The following is a 25835-nucleotide window of genomic DNA, read 5'->3' as shown; positions in this document are numbered from 1 at the left end:
GGAGAATAGATCATGCAGATTGTTTATACAACAAGCAGTGACCCACATTTTATTAAGCTTTGTGCAGCTTTAGATGAAGACTTAAATCATACAATAGGTAGCCAAAAACAAGCTAATCAGTATAGCCAGTATAATACGTTAGAAAGTATAAAAGAAGTGGTATTAGCATTGGAGGATGGAGAGCCTATTGGTTGTGGAGCTTTTAAACATTATGAAAAAGGCATAGCAGAGATTAAGCGAGTATTTGTAAGGCCAGATCATAGAGGCAAAGGTATTTCTAAGCAAATAATAAATGCACTTGAAGAGAAAGCTAGAATGCAGGGATATCAGAAACTTATATTAGAAACAGGTAAGCGACTAGTAGTAGCTACTAAGCTTTATAAGGAAATGGGGTTTGTAATAATAGATAATTACGGCCCATATAAGAATTTAAAAGAGTCAATTTGTATGGAAAAGCAATTGTAACAAGGCAGTTATTCAGCTATGCAAATTAAAATTTGTCTTGGCGTTTATGAGAAGTACGTCTGAGAGAAAATGAGTGGGTATGGGTGCCTTCCGTTGTTCCGGTTCACATTTTTTGAAGCACTAAGTTCACTTATTTAGATGAACGGCAGAACTCACTTCGTTCAAACAGCTGCCTAAAACCCATCTAAAACGTTCACTAAGTGCTTCTAAAAAATGCTCCCAAGTCACTACTCCAGGCACCCATACCCACTCATTTTCACAAACGTTGTTGACCTCATAAACATCCAAGACAGTGAAGCAGCGTGGAAAGAAGTCGTAACGACAGTTAAAAAATACTCGAAGCCGGGGGCAGGCGCCCAAGGCAATAACGTATAAAGCTTCCCATAAGTCTATTTTGTCAAGAAGTAGCTCTGTAAGGAAGCTAGGGAGCCTTACAAGCATTATTGATCTCTTAAGTGTTCAAACCCCTAAGTGAAAAGTGCAGAAAAAAGATAATAACAAGTTTTATTTTTCTTGAAAACACTTAATGGAGGCGACTTTACGCATTATTGTTGGTAGAACTGAGAGAGGGTGGCTGTCTGACGGGGTGACTTCGAAGCATTTTCAGTAGGCACTTAGCGAACGTTTTGGATGGTACTTAGCCCACGTGTTTGAGGGAACCGAGTTTGTGGGCGTTCATCCAAAAAAGTGAGCTTAGTGCCTACTGAAAATGCGGGGCGGAATCACGGCAGGTAGCCACCCTCTCTCAGTTCCGCCCAAATAGCCCGTAAAGTTACCGACAAATTTCTGTTTGTATTGAAGTTTCTTTAAACAATTAAATGGTAACCTTGAAGCGTTAAAGAGATATTGATAGTATGTAAGTATATTAATTATTAAGAAGTAGGTAAAAAAGATATGGATATTGTACTTAGATTAGAAGAAGCAAAAGACTATGAAGTGGTTGAAAACCTAACAAGAGAAGCTTTTTGGGATGTTTATAAACCAGGTTGTGATGAGCATCTTATATTAAGGCAGTTGCGTGAATCAGAAGGGTTTGTAAAGGAATTAGATTATTTAGCTATTGATGGAGATAAAATTGTTGGAAACATTGCTTATACAAAAGTAACTGTAGAAAATAATAGCGCTGATAATAAGGTTTTATGTATGGGACCAATTGGGGTGTTACCTGAGTATAAAGGAAAGGGCATTGGCAGTATGTTGATGAGACATACTATAGAGTTAGCTAGAAAAATGGGATTTAAAGGCATTGTCCTTTATGGAGATCCTAAATTTTATCATCATTTTGGTTTTGTAAATGCGGAGCAATATGGGCTTCAAACCTCATGGGGGACTAATTTTGAGGAATTTATGGCGCTTGAATTATCAGAAGGAAGCTTAAGTGGTATGAGTGGTAAATGCTTTGAAGATAAGGCTTTTGTAGTAAATGAAATAGCTTTAACGGAATTTGAGAAAAATTTTCCAACTAAAGAAAGTCACTTTGAAGAAAGACCCCCCAAGCATAAGTAATAAGGTGTTATAACTCTGTGCTGAGTAGAATGAATTTTATTTAGAAAATAGAAATGTGGTATTTATAAATAGCAAAAAAATAATAATAGCATTGGAAACTCAGAAATAGTTCCAATGCTATTATTATTTTTTTGATTAGGCATTAACCTAGTGCAAATCAAAGGGCCTTTTCAAGTTCAATGGTTACATAGTTTTCATTGATATGAACACTAGCTTTATCTACCATCATTCCTATTAGTAGTAGTTGGCTGGTTTCACCTGGCTCGCCTAAGCCAACTAATTCCCAGTATACATCTTCAACACTATCATTTTTTTCTCTATTTAGGAAATCCTCCATTGCATCTAACTTATGTGCAAGAGCTAAATCGTAGTTAGAAGTGAATGTAATAATAGCAGTATCATTAATTTCTTGTATTCTAGAGCTGATATCATTACCTCCAATACCAAAAAAGAATATCGTTAATTCTTCTACTATTTTAGCTAATTTTTTTTCTTCATATATCATAGTTTATCTCCTAAGATTTCCTTTTCTTGAATGATTCTTAAAACTTTCCAGTAATGGTACCATTATAATAGCAACAAAGCCAGCTGAAAAACCATTATTATATAGATTAAGGCCTGAATACATATCACTTGTACACATCACAATAGAAGTGTGTAGCATGCCGGCTAATATACCTGCTATTGGTCCAAATTGTCCGGCAATAGGTGCTATGCCTGCACTAAATAGTGCAGCAAGCTGAATGCTAGGCATAGTAGGTGTAAAGATTTTTAAATAAGTTGATAAATAGACTCCTAACATACATGGAATAAAGTTTTTGACATGGACACCAAATGCACCAAAGCCAAATACAGTTAATATACCACCTATAACAGGGCCAGATAAGTCTCCTTTTACAAGTAAGATATAGGTGAGGCTAACACTTCCTACAACGGACATATTCATTAAAGTTGCACCAAGTCCATCCATTAGAATAAAATCTGCAACTGCCCGTCCTGGATGGCGCAAGATTTTAAATAAAGGTTTTAGCTGCCCTTGATTAACCCATAAACCATAGAGAAAGGTAGCTATAAAATAGCCATATAAGCCAAGTACCAGCCAAATAGGCCTACCTTCCTGCCATATTAAAACTGGAGTACTTTCTAATCCAGTGGCCTCTAGAATACTCACAATACCGAAGCCTAATATACCAGCAGCAAATCCCACATTGAATAAATTGTAACCCATATGCATAGAAGCTGTATGCATCGCTAATGTAGGTAGAGTAAATCCAATTAAAATTCCGATAAGTAGTGCAAGGATTAAGTTAATAGGTTGCTGAAATGGTAATAAATAAACGACTTCAGTAACCAATGGTGATAGGCATGTACCAAACAATGCTGTATAAATATAACGATTCATCTTAGCATCGTGTACACGTGCATAGATATACGTTCCTAATAATATAGGAAGTATATTGATTGGATTTTTGCCAAAAAGAGCAAACCCAGCATTAATAAAAATAGCAGCTAAGGTTAGCCCTGTAAAAGAAGCTCTTAGCTTGATAATTAATATAAGCACAATGCTTAAAATAATACCACAATTAAAAAATGCAACACCATAGCCTGCTAGTGCAAAGTAATCCGTTATCAGTGCATCTCTAGAAAGAATAATAACTTTCATACCATAGAATAGCTCCAAGGGTGTAGCCAGTATAAAGGATATTATAAAAAGCAAAGAAATAGTAGCAAAACAAAAAAACTTAATCTGAACCTGTTGTGTATTTTCATTACCTTTGGTTTGAATCATCAAAGACCCCTTTCTCTAGTTATTCATTTTGAAATAATGAATAGTGTATATTTAGGTATACTAATTTTATTAGTATACCTAATATTTTAATTAACATAATACACATTGTGCAAGCATAAATTTCTAGTTGGCTTATTTAGGCAGATTTTACAAACAAATCTACAACGCTTATTGTTGCATACGCAACAAAAATGTGTTAAACTTTGTTTCGTTGCATATGCAACAATATTGAACAAGGGAGAAGATAATATGGCAACACAGCAACAGACAAGTGATTTAGGCACAGACAGTATTGGCAGATTACTTATCAAATTTTCCATTCCAGCTATTATAGGTATGGTCGTTAATATGCTTTATAACGTAGTGGATAGAATTTATATAGGAAATATACCAGATGTAGGAGGCCTAGCTATTACTGGTGTAGGAATTACTATGCCTATTACTCAAATTATCACAGGTATTGGCATGTTAATAGGGATAGGTACTTCAGCAAGTATTTCTATAGCTTTTGGTCAGAAGAAGAGAAAAGAAGCACAAAAATATTTGGGAAATGGATTCACCAGTATTATTATGGTGAGTATTGCTATTGCTCTTTTGGGGAATTGGTTTGTTAATCCCATTTTAAGAGTTTTTGGAGCAAGTGATGCCACTGTTCCATATGCAGCGGCATATATGAGACCGCTTTTTATAGGAACCATTTGTAACTTGTGTGCATTTGGATTGAATCATTCCATTAGTTCAGATTCTAATCCTAAAGTAAGTATGTACACTATGATGATTGGTGCTGCGATTAACATTATTTTAGATCCAATCTTTATATTTGGTTTAAGAATGGGTATAGCAGGGGCAGCTTATGCCACAGTTATTTCACAATTTGCTGCCAGCTGTTGGGTTATTAATTATTTTACAAGAAGCAAGAAGTCAACTATTAAACTTACACTAGCTGATATGAAAATAGACCTAAGGATAATAAAAAATATTGTAATGATTGGCTTAGCACCTTTTTGTATGCAGGTTGCAAGCAGTATTGTAACAGTTATTTCGAATAGAGCTTTAATGACTCATGGTGGAGATTTAGCAATTGGAGCTATGGCTATAATAACTTCAATAAGTACTATCTTTATTATGCCTATCTTCGGTCTTAATCAAGGAGCACAACCTATTATGGGTTATAATTTTGGGGCAAAGCAATATACGAGGGTGAGACAAACCTATCTGTATTCTTTAGCCATATGTACGGCTATATTAGTTGTTAGCTTTTTATTCATTCAATTATTTCCGCACATAGCGGTAGGCATGTTCAATAATGATCCAGAGCTGACTGATATTACTGTATCAGGTATGCGTATTTTCCTATTGTCTATGCCATTAATAGGGATTCAAATGACAGCTTCTAACTATTATCAAGCAGTAGGCAAAGTGAAAAAAGCTATGATTATTAGTTTAACAAGGCAGGTTATCTTTTTAATTCCATCCTTTATTATATTACCCAAGTTTTTTGGACTAAAAGGGGTATGGTATGCAGGACCAATAGCCGATTTATTAGCAGTAACTTTATCAGGCATTATTATTTTTAAAGAGATAGGTTATGATAAGATGATAGCAAGTATAACGATAAAGAAAAGAGTTGTAGACCATTATGAAACAGTATGAAACAGAAGGAATAGGAAGGTATATTAGCTATTTACATCGACTAGGTGCAAATTTCTTATCAAAAGAATATGATCAATATGAAATTGGCTTTGGACAATATCAGTTTCTTCTTAGACTTTATTTAGAAGATGGTGTTAGTCATGATGAATTAACAGAGCAAGTATGTGTAGATAAAGCAACGACTACAAGAGCCATTAAGAAGTTAGAGGAAAAGGGATATGTAAGGTTAGCTCCTAATGAAAAAGATAAGAGAAAATATCACATTTATCTTACAGAAAAGGCCTTGATGCAAAAAGAAGAGATATTAGAGATCTCAAGAAGGTGGGAAAGACAATTAATAGATGGTTTGGAGCAAGAAGAATTAAATCAGTTATTTTATTTACTTCGAAAAATAACGAGATATAATTCAGGCTATCTATTTAATGAAGAATGATAAAAGAGCATTGGAATACTGAACTTCCAGTGCTCTTTTATTGTATCAATATAGAAAGATGTTTTATAATCTAAGACATTTTACTATTTTAAAGATATATTAGTAATGGTCACATTAGCAGGACCACTACCCATGTTACATCCAAAAGTATAACTAGCACCAGCAGCTAGATTAGACTGCCATGATGGGCTGGAAATAGTATAGGTAGTACCATTACTACTTACGAGTTCTGCATTCCAAATAGAAGAAATAGGTCTATTTGTTGTAAAAGTACAGGTCCAACCATTTAAATTTTTTCCAGTGTTATTAGTAATAGTTATATCAGCAGTTGCACCATCTGACCAATCTGAGAAGATTTTAATGCTCATAGAGGCAGTTGTTGAAGGTGAATCAGGGGTAGGAGTAGGCGTAGGAGTTGGAGTAGGTACAGGTACAGTACTTTCTGGTGCACTGCAAGGCTCAAGTACCCACATCTGACAACTGTTTTTGTAATAAGTCCATTCACATACATTAGAGCCATCAGTAGTTCCAAAATTATAAACATCTAGAGACTTAGTGTCTACTGAACTCTTGGTTAAAATGCCGTAAACATTACTAGTAGCAGTTGGAACAAGCTTGAACTTTTGAGCATCCATACCATTAGGTGAATAAATTTGGATATTAGTACCATCTACATTAGCACCATTAGCTACATCTAGCATATAGTCTAAACCATTTTTAAAAGTAACATAGCCATTACCAGTATTTGTGAGATACCACTTTTGACCATTAGCACCTGTACCAGTACCTATTTCAACATTTTGGCCATTTGCTCCTACATTATCTTTTACTTGAAGATATTTCTGAGCGTTGGTATTTTTAAGATAATACCAGCCATCGCTAAGCGTAGCGTAATTCTTTACAGTTGTATCTGTTTCAGTAGCTTGGCCAGAGTAAGCTACTGCCTTCCAATAATCTAGCTCCATATTTCCACTAAATACAAAGTATAAATCTTTTACACCAGAAATATTAGAAAGAACTGAACTCACCTCTACAAAAGCGCCAGATGTATTAGGCACTTCAATATAGCCAAGTGCTGTGCCTGAAGGACTATTCGTACATACTTTAATAACGCCACCAGTAGATGATTTAGCAGAAACAGTTATTTTAGATAAACCGTCTGAGAAATCAACGCCTTTAACACCAATCCAATCACCAGCATGAATATCTGTTACAAGGGTGTTGCCACTACCACTTACATTGACACCTGCTTGAATAGCCATAGTTTCTGCTTCAACTCTTTCGTAAGGATTGAGATAAGAAACTTGAGATGCACCCGCCATTGTACCTTTTACTTCTGAAAGAACGCCATTATTTACAGATAGCTTGTCAAGGTGTGTAGAGCGATAGCCAAGGTTTTTACCAAATTGAGCGAGTTCTAATGTTCTTGTATGATAAGCTAAATAATAGCTACCTTTAAATTCAAAGATAGAGTGATGATTATTACCGCCAGAACCATTAAAGTAAACACCTGGGTTTTTAAAGACTTCACCAGTGAAGGTAAAAGGACCAGTAGGGCTATTACTTACCATGTATTCTATTGCCCCACCATTTATTCCTGAACCGGCAGTATTAAAGTTAGAACAGTAAGAGTAGTAGTATTTATTTCCTATTTTATTAATACCAGAGTCTTCGAATAAATAAGGTGCATCAATAGTGATAGGGGTACCAGCTAAACTTGTCATATCACCACCTAATTTAACAACACGTGCTGTTTTGGGATGTGCATTTTGGCCTGTAGGAATACCGCCACCAAAATAAAGATAACCAGTACCATCACTATCTACAAACACAGCTGGGTCAAAGCACCATACAACATCAGAGCAGTTAGGGGTTGATCGACTGATTAAAGCTTTTCCAATAGGGTCTGTCCAAGGACCTGTTGGACTATCAGCAACAAGTACACCTATACCATTGGCATTATTAGCAAAGTAAAGGAAGAATTTGTCCTTGCCATTAATTTTTTTGTAAGTTGCACAAGGAGCCCATGAATTACCTGCCCATTTGGCAACGCCTCTACTTCCGGCAACTTGGATAGTACCATGGTCTGTCCAATTTACTAAATCTTTGGAAGAGATACAATTAAGAGTTTGTATAGTGCTATAGGAGTTTTCCTTTATACTACCATTTGAGTATTCATAAGAATCATTTGTAGCATAAAGATAAACAGTATCATTATAGACCATAACACTAGGATCTGCTGCATATCTTTGAGTAATAATAGGGTTATTTTCATTTTGCTTTTTGTAGGCAAATGTTAGATTCAAATTATTAAAAGTGGAAGAAAGGTCTGCAGCAGAGACTGAGATGCCTTGCTGAGTAACTAGGCCTACCGCAAGGAGTCCTGTTAATGCCATTTTTTTAATGTGTTTAATACTTTTTAGATACGCTTTCATATATTATCCCCTCATATCTTATAGATTATTTTAAAGATATATTAGTAATGGTTACATCAGATGAACCACTACCCATATTACAGCCAAAGGTATAGCTGCTTCCAGCAGTTAGAAGAGGTTGCCATGATGGATTAGAAATAGTATAGGTATTACCATTGCTACTTACGAGTTGTGCATTCCAAAGAGCACTAATAGGTCTGCTAGTTGTAAAAGTACATGTCCATCCATTTAAGTCCTTACCTGTGTTATTGGTAATCGTTATTTCAGCAGTTGCACCATCTGACCAGTCTGAGATAATCTTAATGCTCATAGAAGTAGGTGTTGAAGGCGTCTCAGGTGTAGGAGTAGGCGTAGGAGTCGGTGTTGGCGTAGTATTTTCTGGTGCACCGCAAGGTTCAAGTACCCACATTTGACAACTATTCTTGTAATACGTCCATTCGCATACATTAGAACCATCAGTAGTTCCAAAATTATAGACATCTAAAGATTTGGTGTCTACTGAACTCTTGGTTAAAATGCCGTAAACATTACTAGTGGCAGTTGGAACAAGCTTAAACTTTTGAGCATCCATACCATTAGGTGAATAAATTTGGATATTAGTACCATCTACATTAGCACCATTAGCTACATCTAGCATATAATCTAAACCATTTTTCAAAGTGACATAGCCATTACTCGTATTGGTTAAGTACCATTTTTGACCAGTAACCCCTGTACCAGTACCTATTTCAACATTTTGGCCATTTGCTCCTGTATTATCTTTTACTTGAAGATACTTTTGGGCATTTGTATTTTTTATATAATACCAGCCATCCTTTAGCACAGCATAATCCTTTACTGTCGTATCAGTAGGAGTAGGAGTAGGAGTAGGAGTGGGTGAAGGTGTAGGTGTAGGCTCTATAGGGCTTGAGGATCCTAAAGTGCAAACGAATGTAGACACACTATTAGCAGGTAGGTTAGCCCAGAAGCTATTACTGCTAGTATCTATATTAGCTGTTTTGGCTAGATTTTCATTAGCAGAAGTTCTATAACGATCTACACTTTTTATGCTACCATTATTGATAACGAAATTTTGATTAATAGCTGAGGAGCCCTTATTAATTGCAACAATAACGGCTTTATTATCACCTTTATAAGCAGATACATAAACATTTGTATTAGGGTTACTGGTAGCAGCAACTTTTACGTAACCAGGACGTACAAACTTAGAGTATTGAGCCATACAATAACCTCTTTTACTGATTGTACCGTCCTCTTTCATAGGACCATATTGCCTACGAATGTACCACCATACATAAGATTGAAAGCCATTTTCTAAAGCATTATGCATGTTATATGAAACTTCTATTGCCTCTGGCCAGCGATCTGCTGAATTATTATCACTATTAGGAACATAAACCTCTGTCATCCAAAGATCTTTTCCTGTACCTTTTTGTTTAAAAAGTGGATATGACATATTATTGATACTAGTACCATAAAAGTGAGCACCAAGAATATCCATATTAGCAAGTGCCTGTGAGTCATTTAAGATAGGATCTGATATATTTTTTAGATACTGAAATGATTCAGGAGCAATAACCCTGCAATTGATTGAGCCGGCGTAGTTTTTCATAAAGTTAAGCATTTCTTGTGGTGTCCACCATGTCCAATCATGTGCATAATCAGGTTCGTTTTGAACAGAAATAGCATATAGATTCACATTGTTATTTTTCATATAGGTAACAAAATCATTAAGATGCTGAGCATATGCAGCGTATTTACTGTATTTTAGACGTTTTTGATTGCCCACACCATTACGAGTAAAAGTCTCTATCATATCACTTGGAGGATTCCAAGGGGAAGCAAAGACGATGGCTCCTTTAGCTACGGCAGCTTTTGCCGTTTCTAATTCTCTTGACCAGTTATTTTTATTTTCATCTACATGAATTCTTAAAATAGAAAAACCTAATTGATTATCTCCATTACCAAAAGCGGTTTCTCTTTGAACGGAGGTTAAATCTCCAGCCCAAGCTGGATGATTCATTCCTCCAAAGCCACGAATTGTTTGATATTCTGATGATAAATTAATGATTGCATCACTTGCGGCTAAAGCTTCATTAGGTGGCAATATTGTTATAATCAAAGCTAATGCAAGTACGTAAGATGATAATTGGGTGAATATTTTTTTTATACAGGTAATCATTTTTACATCTCCTTTGTATTCTTATTTTCCATAAATGTGCAAATTGAGATTAGATGATTTAAGTTATGTAAGTTGTTAGATAAATGATTAATCTTTTAGACTGAAATAAAGAGGTATTTTTATATGCTTTAGCATTTGAGAGTCTATTTCTGCTGTTAGAGTCATATTATTTTAGCGTCTCAGATGATATCGTTTTGCACCTCCTTTATATAGTTCTTTTACTTCTATTATGAGTTTTACTTGGATGTAAATAACACTAAGATGACTTATGCATAGATTAGTTTTTTTATTTAGCGATTAATTGTTATCATTAGTAGACATGAAAAGTACTAAAAGTATAATGACTCAATTGTTTGTAGTTGATTATAGTGCAAGTTGTTCTATTTTGTGCTAAAAACACACAAGATGTAAAGAAATGAGTGATTTAATGCAATTAAAATAATTTTTTAATTATAAATTTTAAATATTTTGTTCAGAGTGTGTACTAAAATGTTAAATTAAAACCATATAAAGCATATATGTAGTAATGAAAATAGGTGGAATGACTTGCTTTAAATATATTAATAAAATGGATAGGGCTATAAAGAATTTAGAGAGTATGAACGACTTTATAGTAATAGAATAGGACAGATGAATGATTGACAAAATAAAGAAAGAGTTATAGTATTAAATAACACCCCATAGGGGGGGTGAAATATAAATGGAAGAAAGGAAGTAAACTATGACAAATAGATCCTTTAAAATAGATGGCATGACCTGTTCAGCTTGTGCCAATCGGGTTGAGAGAGTTGTTAAAAAGTTAGAGGGCGTAGAAACAGCCAATGTGAATTTTGCTACAGAAACCTTAACTCTAAAATATGATGATGCCAAGCTGCAACCTAAAGAGGTTGAAGCAGCGGTAGTAAAAGCTGGTTATAAGGTACACAAAAATGAAGCCGCTTATACCTTTAAAGTAGAAGGTATGACCTGTTCAGCTTGTGCTAATCGTATAGAAAAAGTGGTGAAGAAGTTAGAGGGTGTGGAAAGTAGTAATGTTAACTTTGCCAGTGAGAAGCTTACGGTTAAAGTAGATGAAGATCTTGTAAAAACAAGCCAAATCAAAGCTGCTGTAGAAAAAGCAGGTTATAAACTTATTACAGAAGAGGAAAAAAGCACGGAGAAGAAGAAATATACAGAAGAACAGCTTTTATTTGGGCGTCTTATTGCATCACTCATATTTACTGTTCCACTTTTAATCATTATCATGGGACATATGGTAGGTATGCCACTTCCTAGTGTGCTTGATCCAATGATGAATCCGCTCAACTTTGCAATGATTCAGTTAATTCTCACCTTGCCAGTTATGTTTATCGGTTTCAAATTCTATAAGATTGGGCTTAAGAACTTAGTTAAACTTAGTCCTAATATGGACTCTTTAATTGCAGTAGGAACACTAGCTGCTATTATTTATAGCTTATATGGCACTTATAAAATTATCACACATCCAGAGGGCGGTATGGAGCATGCCATGCATCTGTATTATGAATCAGCAGCCACTATCTTAGCACTGATTACATTAGGTAAATACTTAGAAGCTAGATCAAAAGGTAAAACTTCTGAAGCCATTAAAAAGCTTATGGGCTTAGCACCAAAGACAGCAACAGTTATTAGGAATAATGTAGAGGTAACAGTGCCCCTTGAAGAAGTGGTAGTAGGAGACGTAATCCTTGTTAAACCAGGTGAAAGGTTGCCGGTAGATGGAGAAGTTATTGAAGGCAGTACTGCTATTGATGAAGCCATGCTTACAGGAGAAAGTATTCCAGTAGAAAAAACGGTAGGAAGTAAAGTTATAGGAGCAAGTATTAATAAAACTGGATTTATTAAGTATCGAGCTACTAAGGTTGGTAAGGATACAGCGCTTGCCCAAATTATAAAATTAGTAGAAGATGCTCAAGGGACTAAAGCACCAATTGCTAAAATGGCTGATGTAATCTCTTCTTACTTTGTACCAACAGTTATTATATTAGCAATTATCGCTGCTGTAGGTTGGTTAATAGCTGGAGAGTCTGCAACCTTTGCCCTTACTATTTTTATTGCGGTACTTGTTATTGCTTGTCCATGTGCCTTAGGTCTTGCTACCCCAACAGCGATTATGGTAGGAACAGGAAAAGGTGCAGAAAATGGTGTACTTATTAAAGGTGGAGAAGCCTTAGAAACAACTTATAAAATAGATACCATTGTTTTTGATAAAACGGGAACATTAACAGAAGGTAAACCAAAGGTAACAGATATCTTAACAGCTACTACAGGTAAAGATGAATTACTTGTTTTAGCAGCTAGTGCAGAGAAAGGCTCTGAGCATCCATTAGGAGAAGCTATTGTAAGAGCAGCAGAAGAAAGAGGCTTAGCTTTTAAAGAGATACAAAACTTTAATGCCATACCAGGTCATGGTATTGCTGTAGATATTGATAGTAGGCATGTGCTCTTAGGAAATAAGAAATTAATGGTAGAAGAAAATATTGATATTAGTACATTAACTACTCAGTCAGATAGACTGGCAGAAGAGGGTAAAACCCCGATGTATATTGCAATAGATGATAAATTAGCAGGTATTATAGCAGTAGCAGATACAGTTAAACCAAGTAGTAAAGAAGCTATACAAACACTTCATCAAATGGGTATTAAGGTAGCTATGATTACAGGGGATAACAAGAAAACTGCAGCAGCTATTGCTAAACAAGTAGGTATTGACATTGTACTTGCAGAAGTCTTACCAGAAGATAAAGCCAATGAAGTACAAAAGCTTCAAAATGAAGGTAAAAAAGTAGCCATGGTAGGAGATGGTATTAATGATGCCCCTGCTTTAGCTAGAGCTGATATAGGTATTGCTATTGGTTCAGGAACAGATGTAGCTATTGAATCAGCTGACATTGTTCTTATGAGAAGTGACCTTAAAGACGTGCCAACAGCTATTAAACTGAGCAAGGCAACCATTAGAAATATCAAGCAAAATCTATTTTGGGCATTTGGTTACAATGTATTAGGTATACCAGTAGCTATGGGATTTCTTCATATCTTTGGAGGGCCATTATTAAATCCTATGATTGCAGCAGCAGCCATGAGCTTAAGTTCTGTTTCAGTACTTCTTAATGCCTTAAGACTTAAAAACTTTAAAGGATAAATCGGTGAATCATTTACTAAAGTCTTTATGATCTTTGGAGTAAAGTAATAATAGTAAGCTAGAATGAAAATAATAATATTTTCATAGTTAGCTTTTAAAAATAAAATGATAAGATAAAATAGTAATAAAAGGAGAGATGAAGATGAAAAAGAAAATAATGATTGATGGTATGAGTTGTGGTCACTGTGTGGCACATGTAAAAGAAGCTTTAGGAGGTTTTGCTAAAGGAGAAGTAGAGGTAAGTTTAGAAGGTAAGTATGCAGTATTAGATACTGACAAGGCCAATGAAGTACTTACTGAGGCAATTGATGAAGCTGGTTACGATGTAACAGCTATAGAAGAGGTATAATACTCAGTAAGAATTAAGTTAATAAAATACAAGAGCCCTATAATAGCATGCCATTTGCTCGTGCTATTATAGGGCTTTTTTTATGGGTAAATTTAAATAATGGGGTAAAAATGATAAATCACATATTTATCCCACAAATCTCCCATACCTAAGCAGTAATTTTTATTTATGATAAGTCTATAGAATAGCTTATCTAGACATTTGTACAGCAGCAATTTATAAAAATATGACTATTAAAAGTAGGATAGGAGAAGGAATATGAATTTAGAAAAAGAAAATAAAAAAGAAAATCCTATGAACCAGAAAAAAGGTTTGCTAAAAGGAATAGGCATGATGGGGGCCTGTTGTTTGTTGCCTATTATTATCGTAGCCATAGTACCGCTTATAAGTAGTAGCCTTGGAGTAGCAGGAACAAAGATAGCTTATACTCTGTCATCTCTTATATGCCCAATTATGATGATTGGAATGATGATTGTAATGGCAAAAGGAAGTAGTTGTTGTTCAAAGGATAAAGAAAATAAGTCGGAAAAATAATGAGTGGTTGTGGATATGAAAATGCAAAGACAATACACAAAAGAGATTATTAAGATTGATGGAATGACTTGTGTAAGCTGTGAGAGGAGAATAGGCAGTAAATTAAAACAAACAAAAGGAGTCATTAGCGCTAAAGTAAGCTACACTCAGAATCACGCTGAATGTTTGTATGATGAGGAACTTATTTCCTTCGAAGACATAGCACAGGTTATTGAGAAACAAGGTTACAAGGTTATAAGGAAGGAAAATGCGGATGCAAAAATAGACCGCATAACTAAAATGATAGGAGTAATGATTATTATCTTTGCCCTTTATCGTGTGCTGAAGTATTTTGGCTTTACAAATTTCTTTTATGTTTTTCCAGAAGCTAAAGAAAACATGAGTTATGGCATGCTATTTATAATAGGATTACTGACTTCAATTCATTGTATTGCCATGTGTGGTGGTATTAATTTATCACAGTGTATACAACCTGTTACTAAGACCGAATCTAAGAAGCATAGGTGGGTGACACTAAGACCTAGTTTTTTATACAACTTAGGGCGAGTGATTTCTTATACAGTAATGGGTGGGATTGTTGGTGCATTAGGATCGGTTATCAGTTTTTCAGAAGGAGCAAAGGGAAGTATTCAGATTATTGCTGGCCTGTTTATGATGATTATGGGGCTGAATATGTTAAATGTTTTTCCAGGGCTTCGCAAACTAAATATAAGTATGCCAAAAGCTTTTTCTAGAAAATTATATAGCAAATTAGGGAGTAATAGTCCCTTATTTGTAGGCTTAATAAATGGCCTAATGCCATGTGGCCCACTACAAGCTATGCAATTATACAGTCTTTCAACAGGAAGTATGCTTAAGGGCGCATTGGCTATGTTTTTATTCAGCTTGGGGACAGTACCTTTAATGTTTGGGGTAGGGGTCTTGTCTTCATTACTTAGTAAGAGGTTTACACATAAGCTTATATCTATAGGGGCTGTTTTAGTTGTGATTTTAGGTGGAGGTATGCTCAGTAGCGGACTGAGTTTATCGGGAATAATGGTTCCTGGTAGTGTAAGTGCTAATAATAATAGTGTAGTACGGATAGAGAATGGTGTTCAAATAGTAGAAAGCAAATTAGCTTCAGGTGAATACCCTGTTATTGAAGTACAAGCAGGCATGCCTGTACGATGGGTGATAACAGCTGAAAAAGGCTCTATTAATGGGTGTAACAATAGAATCTTTATTCCAGAGTATGAGAAAGAAGTAAAATTCAAACTCGGAGAGAATGTAATAGAGTTTACCCCTACAGAAGAAGGGGAGTTTGTATATAGTTGTTGGATGGGAATGATTAGAAGTAACATTAAAGTAATTAAGAAATAAATAATGAATAATAAAGAGTTAAGAATTAATGGAGAATGCAAATTAATAGTGAAGAATAATCAGCAAATGGTGAATAGAGAGGAATTAAAGATGGGTAATCATAAGAATAAAAAGAGTAACAGCTCTAAAAGTATGGTTTATGTGGTGATAGGAGCAGCGCTTGTAGCAGTAATAGCAGGGAGTTTATTTTTTAAAAAGGAAGGTAATAAAAATGAAGGTAAAGCAAAAGAAAATGTGGTAGTATTAGAAGGGAAAGACTTAGTTATACCTATTAATGAAATCACAAATGAGGCAAGCTATTATCCAGTAGAAGTAGATGGAGTGGGCCTAGAAGTACTAGCTATTAAAGCCACAGATGGAACCATTCGTACAGCCTTTAATACTTGTCAAATTTGTTATAGTTCAGGAAGAGGATACTATGAGCAAGATGGGGATGTCCTAGTTTGTCAAAACTGCAAGAACAGATTTTCTCCAGATGAAGTAGAGGTAACTAGAGGTGGATGTAATCCAGTTCCTATTTTTTCAGAGGATAAAACAGTAGATGATACTAACATTACTATTTCCAATGCATTCTTAAAAGAGGCAACAGGTATTTTCGAGAATTGGAAAGAAGCTTATTAAGAATAGAAGGACAAATTAAAAAACTATCTGCGCAAGTAGATGGTTTTTTATGCATAAGGGGATTTATGATAATGAAGCAAAAAATGAAGCTTAATCAGCAACTTGCAATAACATTGATGGTACTGATATTAGGAAGTATAATGGCCTTTGGTGTTATACTCCCTATAAGTATTAAATATTTTATAGATCACAAGAACTTTAATACACTTATCAGTGAGCAAAATGAGTATATTAAACTAGGAAAATACTATAATACTTCACAAGGTAAGAAAAATGGGGTATATCATCTTCAATTTGATAGCAATAATAATCTTGTTATAGATCAAACAGATGATGATCTCATTCATCACCAGTTAATGTATCCTGAGTTTTTTTCGGAGATAAAAGAGCAATGTAGAGAACAAAAAAAACAAGTGGAAATGCGTAAATTTATTGATGGTCAGGAAACTCTTTATTATCTTATTAATAATAAAGATTCAGGTGAAAAAGTTATTTCATACAGCATAGATACTGGTAATCAATATTTATCTCATCAATTATTTATGACGACATTAATTATCATTATAGTTGCTTTAACCATCATTTTAGTAAGCTTCTTTAAATGGAATAATAGATTTATTAATAATTTAAAGCAGATTCAACACGAGCTAGACCTTATAGGGGATGGTCAGCTAGAAGAAAGTATTCGTATTAATGAAAGCACTTTGGAGTTTCAAGAAGTTATGGATTCCTTAGAACATATGAGGAGAAAACTTTATAATAATGAGCAGACTAAGAAGAGGATGATTCATAATATATCTCATGATTTAAAAACACCTATTGCAGTCATTAAGAATTATTCAGAGGGTATCATAGATGGTGTTTATCCTTATGGTGATGTAGAGCAAACTGCTCATGTTATCTATAGCCAAGCAGAAAGACTAGAAAAGAGAGTACAAGGCTTATTGTATTTAAATAGATTAGAGTATATCAGAAGCCAAAATGAAAGCTATAGAGAATTTGCAATAGATGGGCTGCTTGAAGAAGTAATAAGCTATATGTTTGACCAAGATCAGCTCATCAATGTGCGATTGGATTTAGTCCCTCAGAGGTTTATAGGTGATAAAGAAAAATGGCGTATTGTATTAGAAAATTTATTTGATAATGCTAAGAGATATGCAAAAAATGAGATTAGTATTAAGTTAACAGACCAGAAGTTATCAATCTTTAATGATGGAGATAATATAGAAGAAGATCTAGCAGAAAGTCTATTTGAGCCCTTTGAAATAGGGAAAGATGGAATGTCAGGTTTAGGACTTGCCATTGTAAAAAGAACAGTCAATATGTATGGGTATGATATTAGATATGAAAACGCCGAAACAAAGGGAGTAACTTTTATCATTTATAAGGATGGGAAAGCTAATGAGTAGTATTGTTGCATTAATTGAAGATGAAAAAAACTTAAGAGATATTATAAAAAGTTATCTAGAAAAAGAAGGCTACAAGGTACTAGCTTATGAGAGCGTGGAAGCAGTAGAGGATTTAAATGAAGAGGTTCATTTATGGATTTTAGATATCATGCTACCAGGTAAAAGTGGCTTTGAAATGATGGAAAGAATAAGGAAGGAAGACGCAAAGGTACCTATTATTTTAATTTCAGCAAGAGACCAAGATTTTGATAAGATTATGGGATTAGAGAAAGGTGCTGATGATTACATTGCCAAGCCGTTTTCACCAAAAGAACTAGTCCTTAGAGTAAAGAAGCTATTGGATAGATGTTATCAAAAGGAAGAAAACATTACTTTAGCTGGCTATACTATCGAATTAAAGACCCGTAAAGTATATGATAAAGGGAAATTGGTTGACTTATCTAATAGAGAATATATGTTGCTTTTGTTTTTGTATAAGAATAAAGAGCATCCACTTACTAGAAATGAGATACTAGATCATGTGTGGGAAAGAGATTACTTTGGTAATGATAGAGTAGTAGATGATTTAATGCGTCGCATGAGAAAGAAAATGCCTAGACTTCAAGTAGAGACTATCTATGGATATGGTTACCGTTTAGAAGGGAATTAACAAATCACATATTTATACCATATTTGTGCCATAATTATGAAGTACCTATCGGGTATACTAAACACGTCAGAAGTCATTATTTCACATTAGGAGGAAAATGAAATGAAGGTAAGGTATATAGGTGTAGCATTGGCAGTGGGTATAATAGGATTAGGAAGCTTCACAGTATTAGCTAATAGTATAACTAATGAGACGCAAAGAACTTTTACTAGTATAAGTGATACTACTAACAGTGAATTAAATAGCACTTTAGAAGGTAACAGCCGATATAATGAAATCAAGAACCTAATAGATAAGCAAGTACAACAAGGAAATATTTCCGAGGAAGAAGGGGAAATGTTGTTAGATTACTGTCAGGAGCAGATAAATACTGGCTGCAATACTGAGGAAGTAAATCAAGGTAGTAGAAGAGGGTGTTAATTATTTTTCATAAACATTTAGAGAGAGCTGTAGCAATACAGCTCTTTTAATGTATTAAAATATTGTTTTTTATAGTACAATAGTTGGAAGGTTTAGTAAGACTTAAATAGCTACAATTATATATGCTAGATTTAAGATTTAAAATGACTTTAATCAAAGGGGAGAATATGATGACTAAAAAAGCAAAATTATTTATTCCTTGCTATTATTCGTTTTTAGCTAACGGTATGATGGCCTTAGTAATAGGTGCTGTTATGCCTTATCTCATAGAAGAAGCAGGGATCAATTATAGTGTGGCAGGAGGTTTACTATCTACTTTTGCTATAGGAAACTTTTTGGCGAGCTTTGTGAATCCACCAGTAGTAAAACTATTAGGGAGAAAAATAACAAGTGTGATATTATCAGCACTTATTCCTATTAGTTTATTAATGATTACTTTATTACCACCTGTTCCTGTACTTTATATAGCCTGCATCTTATTAGGAATTGGAAGGGGAACTGTAAGTATTACCAACAACATGGTTGTAAATGATTATGATGGTACACCAGCAGCACTTAATTTATTACATACTGTATTTGCCATTGGGGCTTTCTTAGCACCATTCTTAACTGGAGTATTTATTAATAATGGTTTTAACTGGCGCTTTATTATTTATACGATTATTGTTTTAAGTGCCATTTCAAGTATAGGCTATGGCTGGATGCCACTTGATGAAGATAAAAAAGATAAAGCAGAGAAGAAAGAAAAAGTGAAGAATATAACTGCCAAAACAGAAGCTCATGATTCAAAAGCTTTCTTAAAAAACATAGATTTCTATATTATTGGTCTTCTTTTATTCTTTTATCTAGGAGCAGAAAACTGTGTTAATGGCTGGTTTGTAACCTATTTTAAAAGCACAGGTATTATGAGTGATACGTATGCTACTAATCTGGTGTCTATTACATGGCTGGTCATTATGTTGGGCCGTTTAGTCACAGCTTATCTTTCAAGTAAAGTAAATAAGCAGAAGTTAATCTTAATTAACTGTATAGGCACAACTATTTTCTTCTTACTACTGATTTCTACCACTAACCTTGCTCTCATTACTCTAGCAGTAGCAGGCATGGGCTTCTTCTTTGCTGGTATTTACCCAACTTGTATATCCAACGGTGGAATGTATATCAAAGGTTCTACCACAGGAATGTCAGTGTTATTAGCTATTGCAGCCTTAGGCGGTATTATAGCACCACAGGTTATAGGCGTTGTCGCAGACCAAATAGGTATGGTAGGAGCTGTTACCATTTTGACTATTAACGTAGTGTGTATGGTGATTCTAGCTATTATTAATTATATGAGAAATAAGAAGTAGCAAGATGCATTAATATCTTTTTTTAATAATAAAAAAGCAAGAGGATTTCTATATGAAAAATAAGTTATATATTATAGAAGGATTACCCTATACTATGTAGGTAGATTAGAGATAAAGCAGCAGTGCTTGGTGCAGCGGTTTATGAGCCTTGCTTTTCCTAGTCATTTATGATATGGTTAATAAAACTAATAAATAAAAAAGAACCGTCTATAAGAAGGGCTTTTGGTATTGCACCGTATGGTGTTGTATGAAAAGTCCTTCTTTTTTACAATAGGAGATGGGAATAGCAATGCGGGCTATTAGTAGTCGTACAAAAGAATTGAATAATAAAAGAACCGTCTATAAGAAGGGCTTTTAAATATTTTTACTGTAAGGTAATGGTATGAAAAAAGTACCTTCTATTTTTTATATACAGAAATAGCCGCATCTGAAAATGATAGCACTAACTATGAGCAAAAGAGAATTGTGATGAGGCATATCTGTATTTAATCAATGAGAATGTAAGTTTTTACATTAATATATAATTAGGAGGAATAAAAAATGGATATTATTACAGTAGAGAAGAGAAGTGTGTTGACGAAGGCCAAGCAACTGAGGCGAAATGGTATTATACCTAGTGTTATTTATGGTGGTTCCTTGCCGGAATCACTTTTGGTTCAAATTGACAAGAACGCTGCTAAAAAATTACTCCGGTGTAAGCGTGAAGGTAGCAAGATGGAAATTGAGCTTGACAGTAAGCTCATTCCAGTACAAATTAAAGATATCGATAGCAATATTGTAAACAATGAAATCCTTCATATTAGCTTTCAGGCATTAGAAGCTGATAAAAGGGTCAACAGTAAGGCTCAGATTATCTTAGAAAATACAGATAAGGTAGTGGGTGTTTTGGAACAGCTGCTATTTGAAGTGCCTTATTCGGCTTTACCTTCCGATATGATTGATACAGTAGTTGTTGATTTAGAAGGATTAGCGGTAGGTAAGGTCCTAACACTAGAAGATATTCCTGTCTTTAAAAACGAAAACATCGATTTACAAGTAAGTGCAGATAGCATGATCTTGAAAATTACTGATAGAAAATCCTCATAACCACAGGTTGCTGTAATGAGCTTACTTTGTAAGATTACTCTAATAAGTCAGCTGTCATTTTTTCAGTTAGTTTTTTATAAACGCACAATTTATTATTACGGTCACAGGTTGCTAAAAAGACTTCAGAAATATCAGAGACATCGTGTATACGAAGCTGTTTGGTAAGCCATTTTTCATTATTACCTATATGCTTTAAGTTCTGTAACATTATTTTGCCATCAATAATAACGTTAGCTACTAAGTAATTTTGAGAGGGAGAAATGTTTAGATCTTCTCCTGTAATAGGACGCTTATTGGAGACTGGAAGAAAGCTAATTTTGCCGTTAGGTTCCAGGAGAGCTGTTTGAATATCAGTAAGGTCGAAGTAGTCATTCACACGGCATTGTACAAGGAATTCACCTAAATCCATTTTGGCTTTTGCAAAAGTTTTATAATAGAGTTGTCCATTATCATATAAAATACTAGGTTTCCCTGTTGCAAGGCGACGAATTTTAATTGATTTATTAGTGAGAAGGGATAATAAGATATTAAATAAAGCAAAAACAATCATAGCAGTAAAGGGCTTTAGGAGATCTGTAAACTCACAGGTAGCCATCTCAGCTGCAATCGAACCAATAGTAATACTATTGATATAGTCAAACATGCTTAGTTGTGACATTTCACGATTTCCCATTAACTTGCTTAAAGTAAATAAAGCTGCAGCTGAACCTAACGCAGTTATAATAGCTTGAATAACTTCCATTATATACACTCCTATTTCATAAAATGATTTAGAAATAGTATGCCTAAATTAAAAAAGGATATAACTACAAAATATATTAATTTTTAGCCCTTGGCTGTAGCTTTGACTTTATAAAGAAGTCATGATAGAGTGGAGCCCAAAATACTATAGAAAGTACTATAAGACAAGAAATTAAGGACAGCTTTGAAAAAAAGAAGTATTAAAATCTCAAGCATGAAGATTTTAATACTTCTTTTGTATGTTTAGTGAAGTTGCTAGCTATTTAGATGCCTGACTTTCCTCATAAAAAGTACTACTTAGTAGTATGATATCAATTCGTCTATTTTTAGCACGTCCTTCAGGCGTATCATTGGAAGCAATAGGTCTATATTCGCCGTAAGAAATAGCTGAAAGTTTAGAAGCTGGGAGCTTACCTTCATCAATAAAAAGATGAACCACGTTAATAGCTCTTATGGATGCCAGTTCCCAGTTAGAACTAAACTGAGAGGTATGAATAGGAAGATTATCCGTATGTCCCTCAACCACTACGTCATTAGTGAAGGTTTTAAGTATATCACAAATTTCTAGTAGATTCTTCTTATAAGCAGATTGTATATCTGCTTTACCACTATCAAATAAAATATTATCATCAAAGCTAAGGGTGAGGCCCTGAGGTTCAACATGAAGACTGACTTGTTCGGTTAAATCATGAGTTTCTAAGTAGTCCTTTAGCTTAGTTTGAATTTCCTGAGAAGCACTTATGGTTTGGTGAAAAGGAATGGAGGAGTCTGTACCAGCAGCATTGGCATTTGACATGCCCACACCTCCTTGTAAAATACCAAGTGAGTTGCTAAGAGAACCAGCAAGTTCCTCGTACTTTTTACTATCTACATTACTCATGCTATACATAACAACGAAGAAAATCATAAGGAGTGTAATAAGGTCAGAATAGGTGAGAAGCCAACGCTCACTATTTTCCTTTTTAGGTTTTTTCTTAGCCATTAGTCATCACCTAGCTTTAACTCTTTTAATACCTTTTCACGTTCTTCTTGTGTTAGGAAAGCAGACATATCATCTATAACAAGCTTTGGATGCTTTCCTTGTTGCAGAGCAACAAGTGCATTAATAACCATTTGATTACTTAGAGACTCTTTCTCACTAATATTTTTCAAACGTGTAGCAATAGGGAGCCATAGTAAGTTAGCTGTACCAACACCATATAAAGTAGCAATGAAGGCAACAGCAATTTTAGGACCTAAGGTACTTGGATCACTTAGGTTTCCTAAAACGTGAACGAGTCCCATAACTGTTCCGATGATACCCATAGTTGGAGAGTAACCGCCAGCAGACTCAAATATAGCAAAGCCAGCTTCATGTCTAGCATCTATATTTTCAGCATCTGTTACTAGAGATTTATAAATATGATTAGTATCTACACCATCTACAATTAAGCGGAGTCCTTTGGTAATAAGAGGGTGCTTAATACCGTTTCTGCCAGCTGCATCTTCAAGGGCAAGTATACCTTCGGCTCTAGCAATAGTGGTGAGTTCATAAAATTGTTTGGTAATTTTATAATTATCAATAGGCTTATAATTAAATAAAACACCGATGATTTTAGGAAGTCTTTTAATCTCTTCCATAGGGAAAGATAAACCTACTGCGCCGATGGTGCCGCCGAAAACAATGATTGCAGCTGTTCCAATAAACAAGGCTAATAGATGTCCACCCTCTAAAATAAAACCAAGAAATAACGCGCCAAAACTAAAGACTAAAAATACAATAATAGAGAGATCCATAGGCATACTCCTTTATTTACAATAAATTACAATGATTATTTATGTATCTAATTATATTTCTTCTAAAAAAAATATCAATAAAATAAGAATACTCTGGGAAATGTTTAACGTAATCTTTATGTAAAAAAAACCCAAGAACTTTAGTGTGTAAAGTTCTTGGGTTTTTAAATGGGTGAGATTTATTTAATATAGGTATTGCTTACTAGAATATCTTGAATCGTATCAGTTGGGATTTCAAATTCTTGAATACCCATAGAGCCAGGTCCTACAATATATTTATCAAAGGAAATAACAAGTTTACCTTGATCTGTAATATAGAATGATTGGTCAGCTAAAATGCGATCAAAGCCATCAATAGCATCAGGTTCACCGGCAATCCAGTACATTAAGTTTGAATCAGCAGCTCTTTTGGTTCTCATTTGCTCTTTAATATTTTCACTGATGATTTCTATATAACTATCATCTTTAAATAAACTTGGAAGTGTAATAATTATCTCGTTTTGCTTATCAATAGTATCATAGGTCATAGTTGTAGAAGAAGAACCAACAGTATTCACGACGTAGCGAGCGATAGATAGAATTTGATCATTATTAGTTTTAATTTCAAAACCAGAATCTACGCCTAAGTGGCCACCTTCTTCAAAAGATTTCATGTCAGCAACGTCTTTTTCAAATTGTTCATAGAGTTTTTTGTTTTCTTCTAGGTATTTTTGATTTAAAGTAGCTTCTAGCTTTTCATTAGTTAAGCCTTCTAATACAGGTGTATCTATAGTAGCTTCATAGGTATCTTCATGATAATCAAATTGTATAAAACTAACAACTTTAACTAAGGTATTAACAACTGGAATATCGCTTAAAGACTTAGCAAAAGTAGGACTTAAGTTAGTAGCTCCTACAAAACCAACAATGATTGCAGCTGCAGTGGCAGTGCTATTTCTAATCCATTTTTTCATAATAATCATCCTTTCTGTTTTTTTACCTTTTTCAATAGCGGCATTCACTAGACTATCTAGTTCTTTAGGAATTTCAATAGTATTCATGTGTTCTAAAAGTTGATTGGTTAGTTGTTCATTATGTGTTTCGTCTGCTTTATACTTGTTCATGGGCTTCACCTCGATAATCATTTTCTAATAAAGGTTTTAATTTTTTTAATGCACGATATAAGGTGGACTTAACAGTGCTAAGATTTTGATCCATAATATGGGCTATTTCTTTAAGTTCTAGGCTATTGTAATACCTTAAAAGAACAATGGTTTTTTCATTATAGGATAAGTGGTCTAGAGCTTCTTCTAGTTCAAAAGGTTTGTAATGGTCGTAGGTGGGTTCACCATAACTTTCTAAAGCTTCATCCCAGGTGTCTATGTAACGGTTTTTCTTTTGTAAATATGTTTTACAGGTATTAATGATAATCTTACAGAACCAAGTATTAAGATAGTTCACATCCTTTAAGGTATGCTGATATCGAAGAGCTTTGACAATGGCATCTTGAACGATATCAAGAGCATCTTCCTTATTTTTCACATAGCTATAGGCTATGCGATAGTATTTTTCTTTATTTTCAATGATATAGTTAATGATTTTATTTTCCATATGCTTACCTTCTATGATCATAGTAGTTTCTAATGGGTTGTTACATGTATTAGACTAGTTAAGGCTAGTAGAAGTTTCAAGTGAGTAAAATATTCTTTTATTGAAGTTAAGTAAATTGAAATTCGTAATATATAAGTGAAGGCTGCTGAGAACCTTCACTTATATATTACGAATTTCAATTTGGAGAGTAATTCTAAAGTTAAAATCTGAATATTGACTATCGTGAAAAAATAATATACTATGTTAGTAACAAAAAGATAATAACAGAATATAACTAACAGTAGATTTATGAGATGATAATGGAAAAGAATACCCATAAGTATAAATGG

General features: G+C 34.3%; 23 protein-coding genes. 14 read left to right on the top strand and 9 right to left on the bottom strand.

Annotated elements, in window-relative coordinates; genetic code table 11:
- The first annotated feature begins 12 nt into the window (after positions 1–12).
- Together CLOLE_RS19825 and CLOLE_RS19815 are read left to right on the top strand one after the other, a co-directional pair.
- Positions 13–465: a GNAT family N-acetyltransferase gene (locus CLOLE_RS19825; RefSeq protein WP_013658904.1), complete on the top strand. Its 453-nt coding sequence runs from the start codon at positions 13–15 to the stop codon at positions 463–465.
- 894 nt (positions 466–1359) lie between these two features.
- The gene (locus CLOLE_RS19815) at positions 1360–1971 is read left to right on the top strand and encodes a GNAT family N-acetyltransferase (RefSeq protein ID WP_013658903.1); all 612 of its coding nucleotides are present in this window, start codon (positions 1360–1362) and stop codon (positions 1969–1971) included.
- A gap of 157 nt (positions 1972–2128) precedes the next feature.
- Here the strand turns inward: CLOLE_RS19815 and CLOLE_RS19810 are convergent, their stop codons facing one another.
- Positions 2129–2476: a hypothetical protein gene (locus tag CLOLE_RS19810; RefSeq protein WP_013658902.1), complete on the bottom strand. Its 348-nt coding sequence runs from the start codon at positions 2474–2476 to the stop codon at positions 2129–2131.
- 3 nt (positions 2477–2479) lie between these two features.
- Positions 2480–3760 (bottom strand): DUF1576 domain-containing protein, encoded by a 1281-nt coding sequence (locus CLOLE_RS19805; protein WP_013658901.1) that lies wholly within the window; start codon positions 3758–3760, stop codon positions 2480–2482.
- A 249-nt stretch (positions 3761–4009) separates the two neighbouring features.
- On the opposite strand from CLOLE_RS19805, the gene CLOLE_RS19800 reads away from it, so the two are divergent.
- The gene (locus CLOLE_RS19800; protein ID WP_013658900.1) at positions 4010–5413 is read left to right on the top strand and encodes an MATE family efflux transporter; all 1404 of its coding nucleotides are present in this window, start codon (positions 4010–4012) and stop codon (positions 5411–5413) included.
- Positions 5400–5846: a MarR family winged helix-turn-helix transcriptional regulator gene (locus tag CLOLE_RS19795; RefSeq protein WP_013658899.1), complete on the top strand. Its 447-nt coding sequence runs from the start codon at positions 5400–5402 to the stop codon at positions 5844–5846. Before CLOLE_RS19800 ends, CLOLE_RS19795 begins: the two co-directional genes overlap by 14 nt.
- Before the next feature lie 83 nt (positions 5847–5929).
- Here the strand turns inward: CLOLE_RS19795 and CLOLE_RS23715 are convergent, their stop codons facing one another.
- Together CLOLE_RS23715 and CLOLE_RS22635 are read right to left on the bottom strand one after the other, a co-directional pair.
- Positions 5930–8281, bottom strand: coding sequence for a family 43 glycosylhydrolase (locus tag CLOLE_RS23715; protein WP_013658898.1), 2352 nt, complete (start codon positions 8279–8281; stop codon positions 5930–5932).
- 25 nt (positions 8282–8306) lie between these two features.
- Positions 8307–10463: an RICIN domain-containing protein gene (locus CLOLE_RS22635; RefSeq protein ID WP_013658897.1), complete on the bottom strand. Its 2157-nt coding sequence runs from the start codon at positions 10461–10463 to the stop codon at positions 8307–8309.
- Between the two features lie 721 nt (positions 10464–11184).
- Here CLOLE_RS22635 and CLOLE_RS19775 point away from each other — a divergent pair.
- The 10 genes from CLOLE_RS19775 to CLOLE_RS19730 all read left to right on the top strand — a co-directional run bounded on the left by CLOLE_RS19775 (position 11185) and on the right by CLOLE_RS19730 (position 21399).
- Positions 11185–13623 (top strand): heavy metal translocating P-type ATPase, encoded by a 2439-nt coding sequence (locus tag CLOLE_RS19775; protein ID WP_013658896.1) that lies wholly within the window; start codon positions 11185–11187, stop codon positions 13621–13623.
- Between the two features lie 142 nt (positions 13624–13765).
- The gene (locus tag CLOLE_RS19770; protein WP_013658895.1) at positions 13766–13972 is read left to right on the top strand and encodes a heavy-metal-associated domain-containing protein; all 207 of its coding nucleotides are present in this window, start codon (positions 13766–13768) and stop codon (positions 13970–13972) included.
- A gap of 258 nt (positions 13973–14230) precedes the next feature.
- Positions 14231–14506, top strand: a complete 276-nt coding sequence (locus tag CLOLE_RS19765; RefSeq protein ID WP_013658894.1) for a hypothetical protein — start codon at positions 14231–14233, stop codon at positions 14504–14506.
- A gap of 15 nt (positions 14507–14521) precedes the next feature.
- Positions 14522–15865, top strand: coding sequence for an urease accessory protein UreH domain-containing protein (locus CLOLE_RS19760; protein ID WP_242825754.1), 1344 nt, complete (start codon positions 14522–14524; stop codon positions 15863–15865).
- A 3-nt stretch (positions 15866–15868) separates the two neighbouring features.
- Positions 15869–16486 (top strand): DUF2318 domain-containing protein, encoded by a 618-nt coding sequence (locus CLOLE_RS19755; protein WP_013658892.1) that lies wholly within the window; start codon positions 15869–15871, stop codon positions 16484–16486.
- Between the two features lie 71 nt (positions 16487–16557).
- Positions 16558–17895 carry a sensor histidine kinase gene (locus CLOLE_RS22205; protein ID WP_162145095.1) on the top strand — a complete coding sequence of 446 codons (1338 nt, stop codon included), beginning with the start codon at positions 16558–16560 and terminating at the stop codon, positions 17893–17895.
- Positions 17888–18544: a response regulator transcription factor gene (locus CLOLE_RS19745; protein ID WP_013658890.1), complete on the top strand. Its 657-nt coding sequence runs from the start codon at positions 17888–17890 to the stop codon at positions 18542–18544. Before CLOLE_RS22205 ends, CLOLE_RS19745 begins: the two co-directional genes overlap by 8 nt.
- 102 nt (positions 18545–18646) lie before the next feature.
- On the top strand, positions 18647–18964 hold the full coding sequence (locus CLOLE_RS19740) for a hypothetical protein (protein WP_013658889.1): 318 nt from the start codon (positions 18647–18649) through the stop codon (positions 18962–18964).
- A 122-nt stretch (positions 18965–19086) separates the two neighbouring features.
- On the top strand, positions 19087–20313 hold the full coding sequence (locus CLOLE_RS19735; RefSeq protein WP_242825753.1) for an MFS transporter: 1227 nt from the start codon (positions 19087–19089) through the stop codon (positions 20311–20313).
- Positions 20314–20853: 540 nt separating this feature from the next.
- A complete protein-coding gene (locus tag CLOLE_RS19730) occupies positions 20854–21399 on the top strand; it encodes a 50S ribosomal protein L25 (protein ID WP_013658887.1) in 546 nt (181 codons plus the stop codon).
- A 34-nt stretch (positions 21400–21433) separates the two neighbouring features.
- On the opposite strand, the gene CLOLE_RS19725 is transcribed toward CLOLE_RS19730, so the two are convergent.
- The 5 genes from CLOLE_RS19725 to CLOLE_RS19705 all read right to left on the bottom strand — a co-directional run bounded on the left by CLOLE_RS19725 (position 21434) and on the right by CLOLE_RS19705 (position 25506).
- Entirely contained in the window at positions 21434–22141 is a 708-nt protein-coding gene (locus CLOLE_RS19725; protein WP_013658886.1) for a YetF domain-containing protein, read from the bottom strand.
- Positions 22142–22399: 258 nt separating this feature from the next.
- Positions 22400–23122, bottom strand: a complete 723-nt coding sequence (locus tag CLOLE_RS19720) for a flagellar motor protein MotB (RefSeq protein WP_013658885.1) — start codon at positions 23120–23122, stop codon at positions 22400–22402.
- Positions 23122–23916: a motility protein A gene (locus tag CLOLE_RS19715; RefSeq protein ID WP_013658884.1), complete on the bottom strand. Its 795-nt coding sequence runs from the start codon at positions 23914–23916 to the stop codon at positions 23122–23124. The genes CLOLE_RS19720 and CLOLE_RS19715 overlap by 1 nt, the downstream gene beginning before the upstream one ends.
- A 179-nt stretch (positions 23917–24095) precedes the next feature.
- Positions 24096–25019 (bottom strand): anti-sigma-V factor rsiV, encoded by a 924-nt coding sequence (locus CLOLE_RS19710; protein WP_013658883.1) that lies wholly within the window; start codon positions 25017–25019, stop codon positions 24096–24098.
- The gene (locus CLOLE_RS19705) at positions 25006–25506 is read right to left on the bottom strand and encodes a sigma-70 family RNA polymerase sigma factor (protein ID WP_013658882.1); all 501 of its coding nucleotides are present in this window, start codon (positions 25504–25506) and stop codon (positions 25006–25008) included. The genes CLOLE_RS19710 and CLOLE_RS19705 overlap by 14 nt, the downstream gene beginning before the upstream one ends.
- Positions 25507–25835 lie beyond the last annotated feature (329 nt).

The sequence above is a fragment of the Cellulosilyticum lentocellum DSM 5427 genome (genome assembly GCF_000178835.2).
GTDB lineage: Bacteria > Bacillota > Clostridia > Lachnospirales > Cellulosilyticaceae > Cellulosilyticum > Cellulosilyticum lentocellum.
Note: the sequence above shows the minus strand (reverse complement) of the source record. Positions and strands in the feature narration are given on the sequence as shown.

Coding starts and splice junctions, on each gene's coding strand:
- CLOLE_RS19825 (WP_013658904.1), top strand. CDS start 13: ATGCAGATTGTTTATACAACAAGCAGTGACCCACATTTTATTAAGCTT.
- CLOLE_RS19815 (WP_013658903.1), top strand. CDS start 1,360: ATGGATATTGTACTTAGATTAGAAGAAGCAAAAGACTATGAAGTGGTT.
- CLOLE_RS19810 (WP_013658902.1), bottom strand. CDS start 2,476: ATGATATATGAAGAAAAAAAATTAGCTAAAATAGTAGAAGAATTAACG.
- CLOLE_RS19805 (WP_013658901.1), bottom strand. CDS start 3,760: ATGATTCAAACCAAAGGTAATGAAAATACACAACAGGTTCAGATTAAG.
- CLOLE_RS19800 (WP_013658900.1), top strand. CDS start 4,010: ATGGCAACACAGCAACAGACAAGTGATTTAGGCACAGACAGTATTGGC.
- CLOLE_RS19795 (WP_013658899.1), top strand. CDS start 5,400: ATGAAACAGTATGAAACAGAAGGAATAGGAAGGTATATTAGCTATTTA.
- CLOLE_RS23715 (WP_013658898.1), bottom strand. CDS start 8,281: ATGAAAGCGTATCTAAAAAGTATTAAACACATTAAAAAAATGGCATTA.
- CLOLE_RS22635 (WP_013658897.1), bottom strand. CDS start 10,463: ATGATTACCTGTATAAAAAAAATATTCACCCAATTATCATCTTACGTA.
- CLOLE_RS19775 (WP_013658896.1), top strand. CDS start 11,185: ATGACAAATAGATCCTTTAAAATAGATGGCATGACCTGTTCAGCTTGT.
- CLOLE_RS19770 (WP_013658895.1), top strand. CDS start 13,766: ATGAAAAAGAAAATAATGATTGATGGTATGAGTTGTGGTCACTGTGTG.
- CLOLE_RS19765 (WP_013658894.1), top strand. CDS start 14,231: ATGAATTTAGAAAAAGAAAATAAAAAAGAAAATCCTATGAACCAGAAA.
- CLOLE_RS19760 (WP_242825754.1), top strand. CDS start 14,522: ATGAAAATGCAAAGACAATACACAAAAGAGATTATTAAGATTGATGGA.
- CLOLE_RS19755 (WP_013658892.1), top strand. CDS start 15,869: ATGAATAATAAAGAGTTAAGAATTAATGGAGAATGCAAATTAATAGTG.
- CLOLE_RS22205 (WP_162145095.1), top strand. CDS start 16,558: ATGAAGCAAAAAATGAAGCTTAATCAGCAACTTGCAATAACATTGATG.
- CLOLE_RS19745 (WP_013658890.1), top strand. CDS start 17,888: ATGAGTAGTATTGTTGCATTAATTGAAGATGAAAAAAACTTAAGAGAT.
- CLOLE_RS19740 (WP_013658889.1), top strand. CDS start 18,647: ATGAAGGTAAGGTATATAGGTGTAGCATTGGCAGTGGGTATAATAGGA.
- CLOLE_RS19735 (WP_242825753.1), top strand. CDS start 19,087: ATGCTAGATTTAAGATTTAAAATGACTTTAATCAAAGGGGAGAATATG.
- CLOLE_RS19730 (WP_013658887.1), top strand. CDS start 20,854: ATGGATATTATTACAGTAGAGAAGAGAAGTGTGTTGACGAAGGCCAAG.
- CLOLE_RS19725 (WP_013658886.1), bottom strand. CDS start 22,141: ATGGAAGTTATTCAAGCTATTATAACTGCGTTAGGTTCAGCTGCAGCT.
- CLOLE_RS19720 (WP_013658885.1), bottom strand. CDS start 23,122: ATGGCTAAGAAAAAACCTAAAAAGGAAAATAGTGAGCGTTGGCTTCTC.
- CLOLE_RS19715 (WP_013658884.1), bottom strand. CDS start 23,916: ATGGATCTCTCTATTATTGTATTTTTAGTCTTTAGTTTTGGCGCGTTA.
- CLOLE_RS19710 (WP_013658883.1), bottom strand. CDS start 25,019: ATGAACAAGTATAAAGCAGACGAAACACATAATGAACAACTAACCAAT.
- CLOLE_RS19705 (WP_013658882.1), bottom strand. CDS start 25,506: ATGGAAAATAAAATCATTAACTATATCATTGAAAATAAAGAAAAATAC.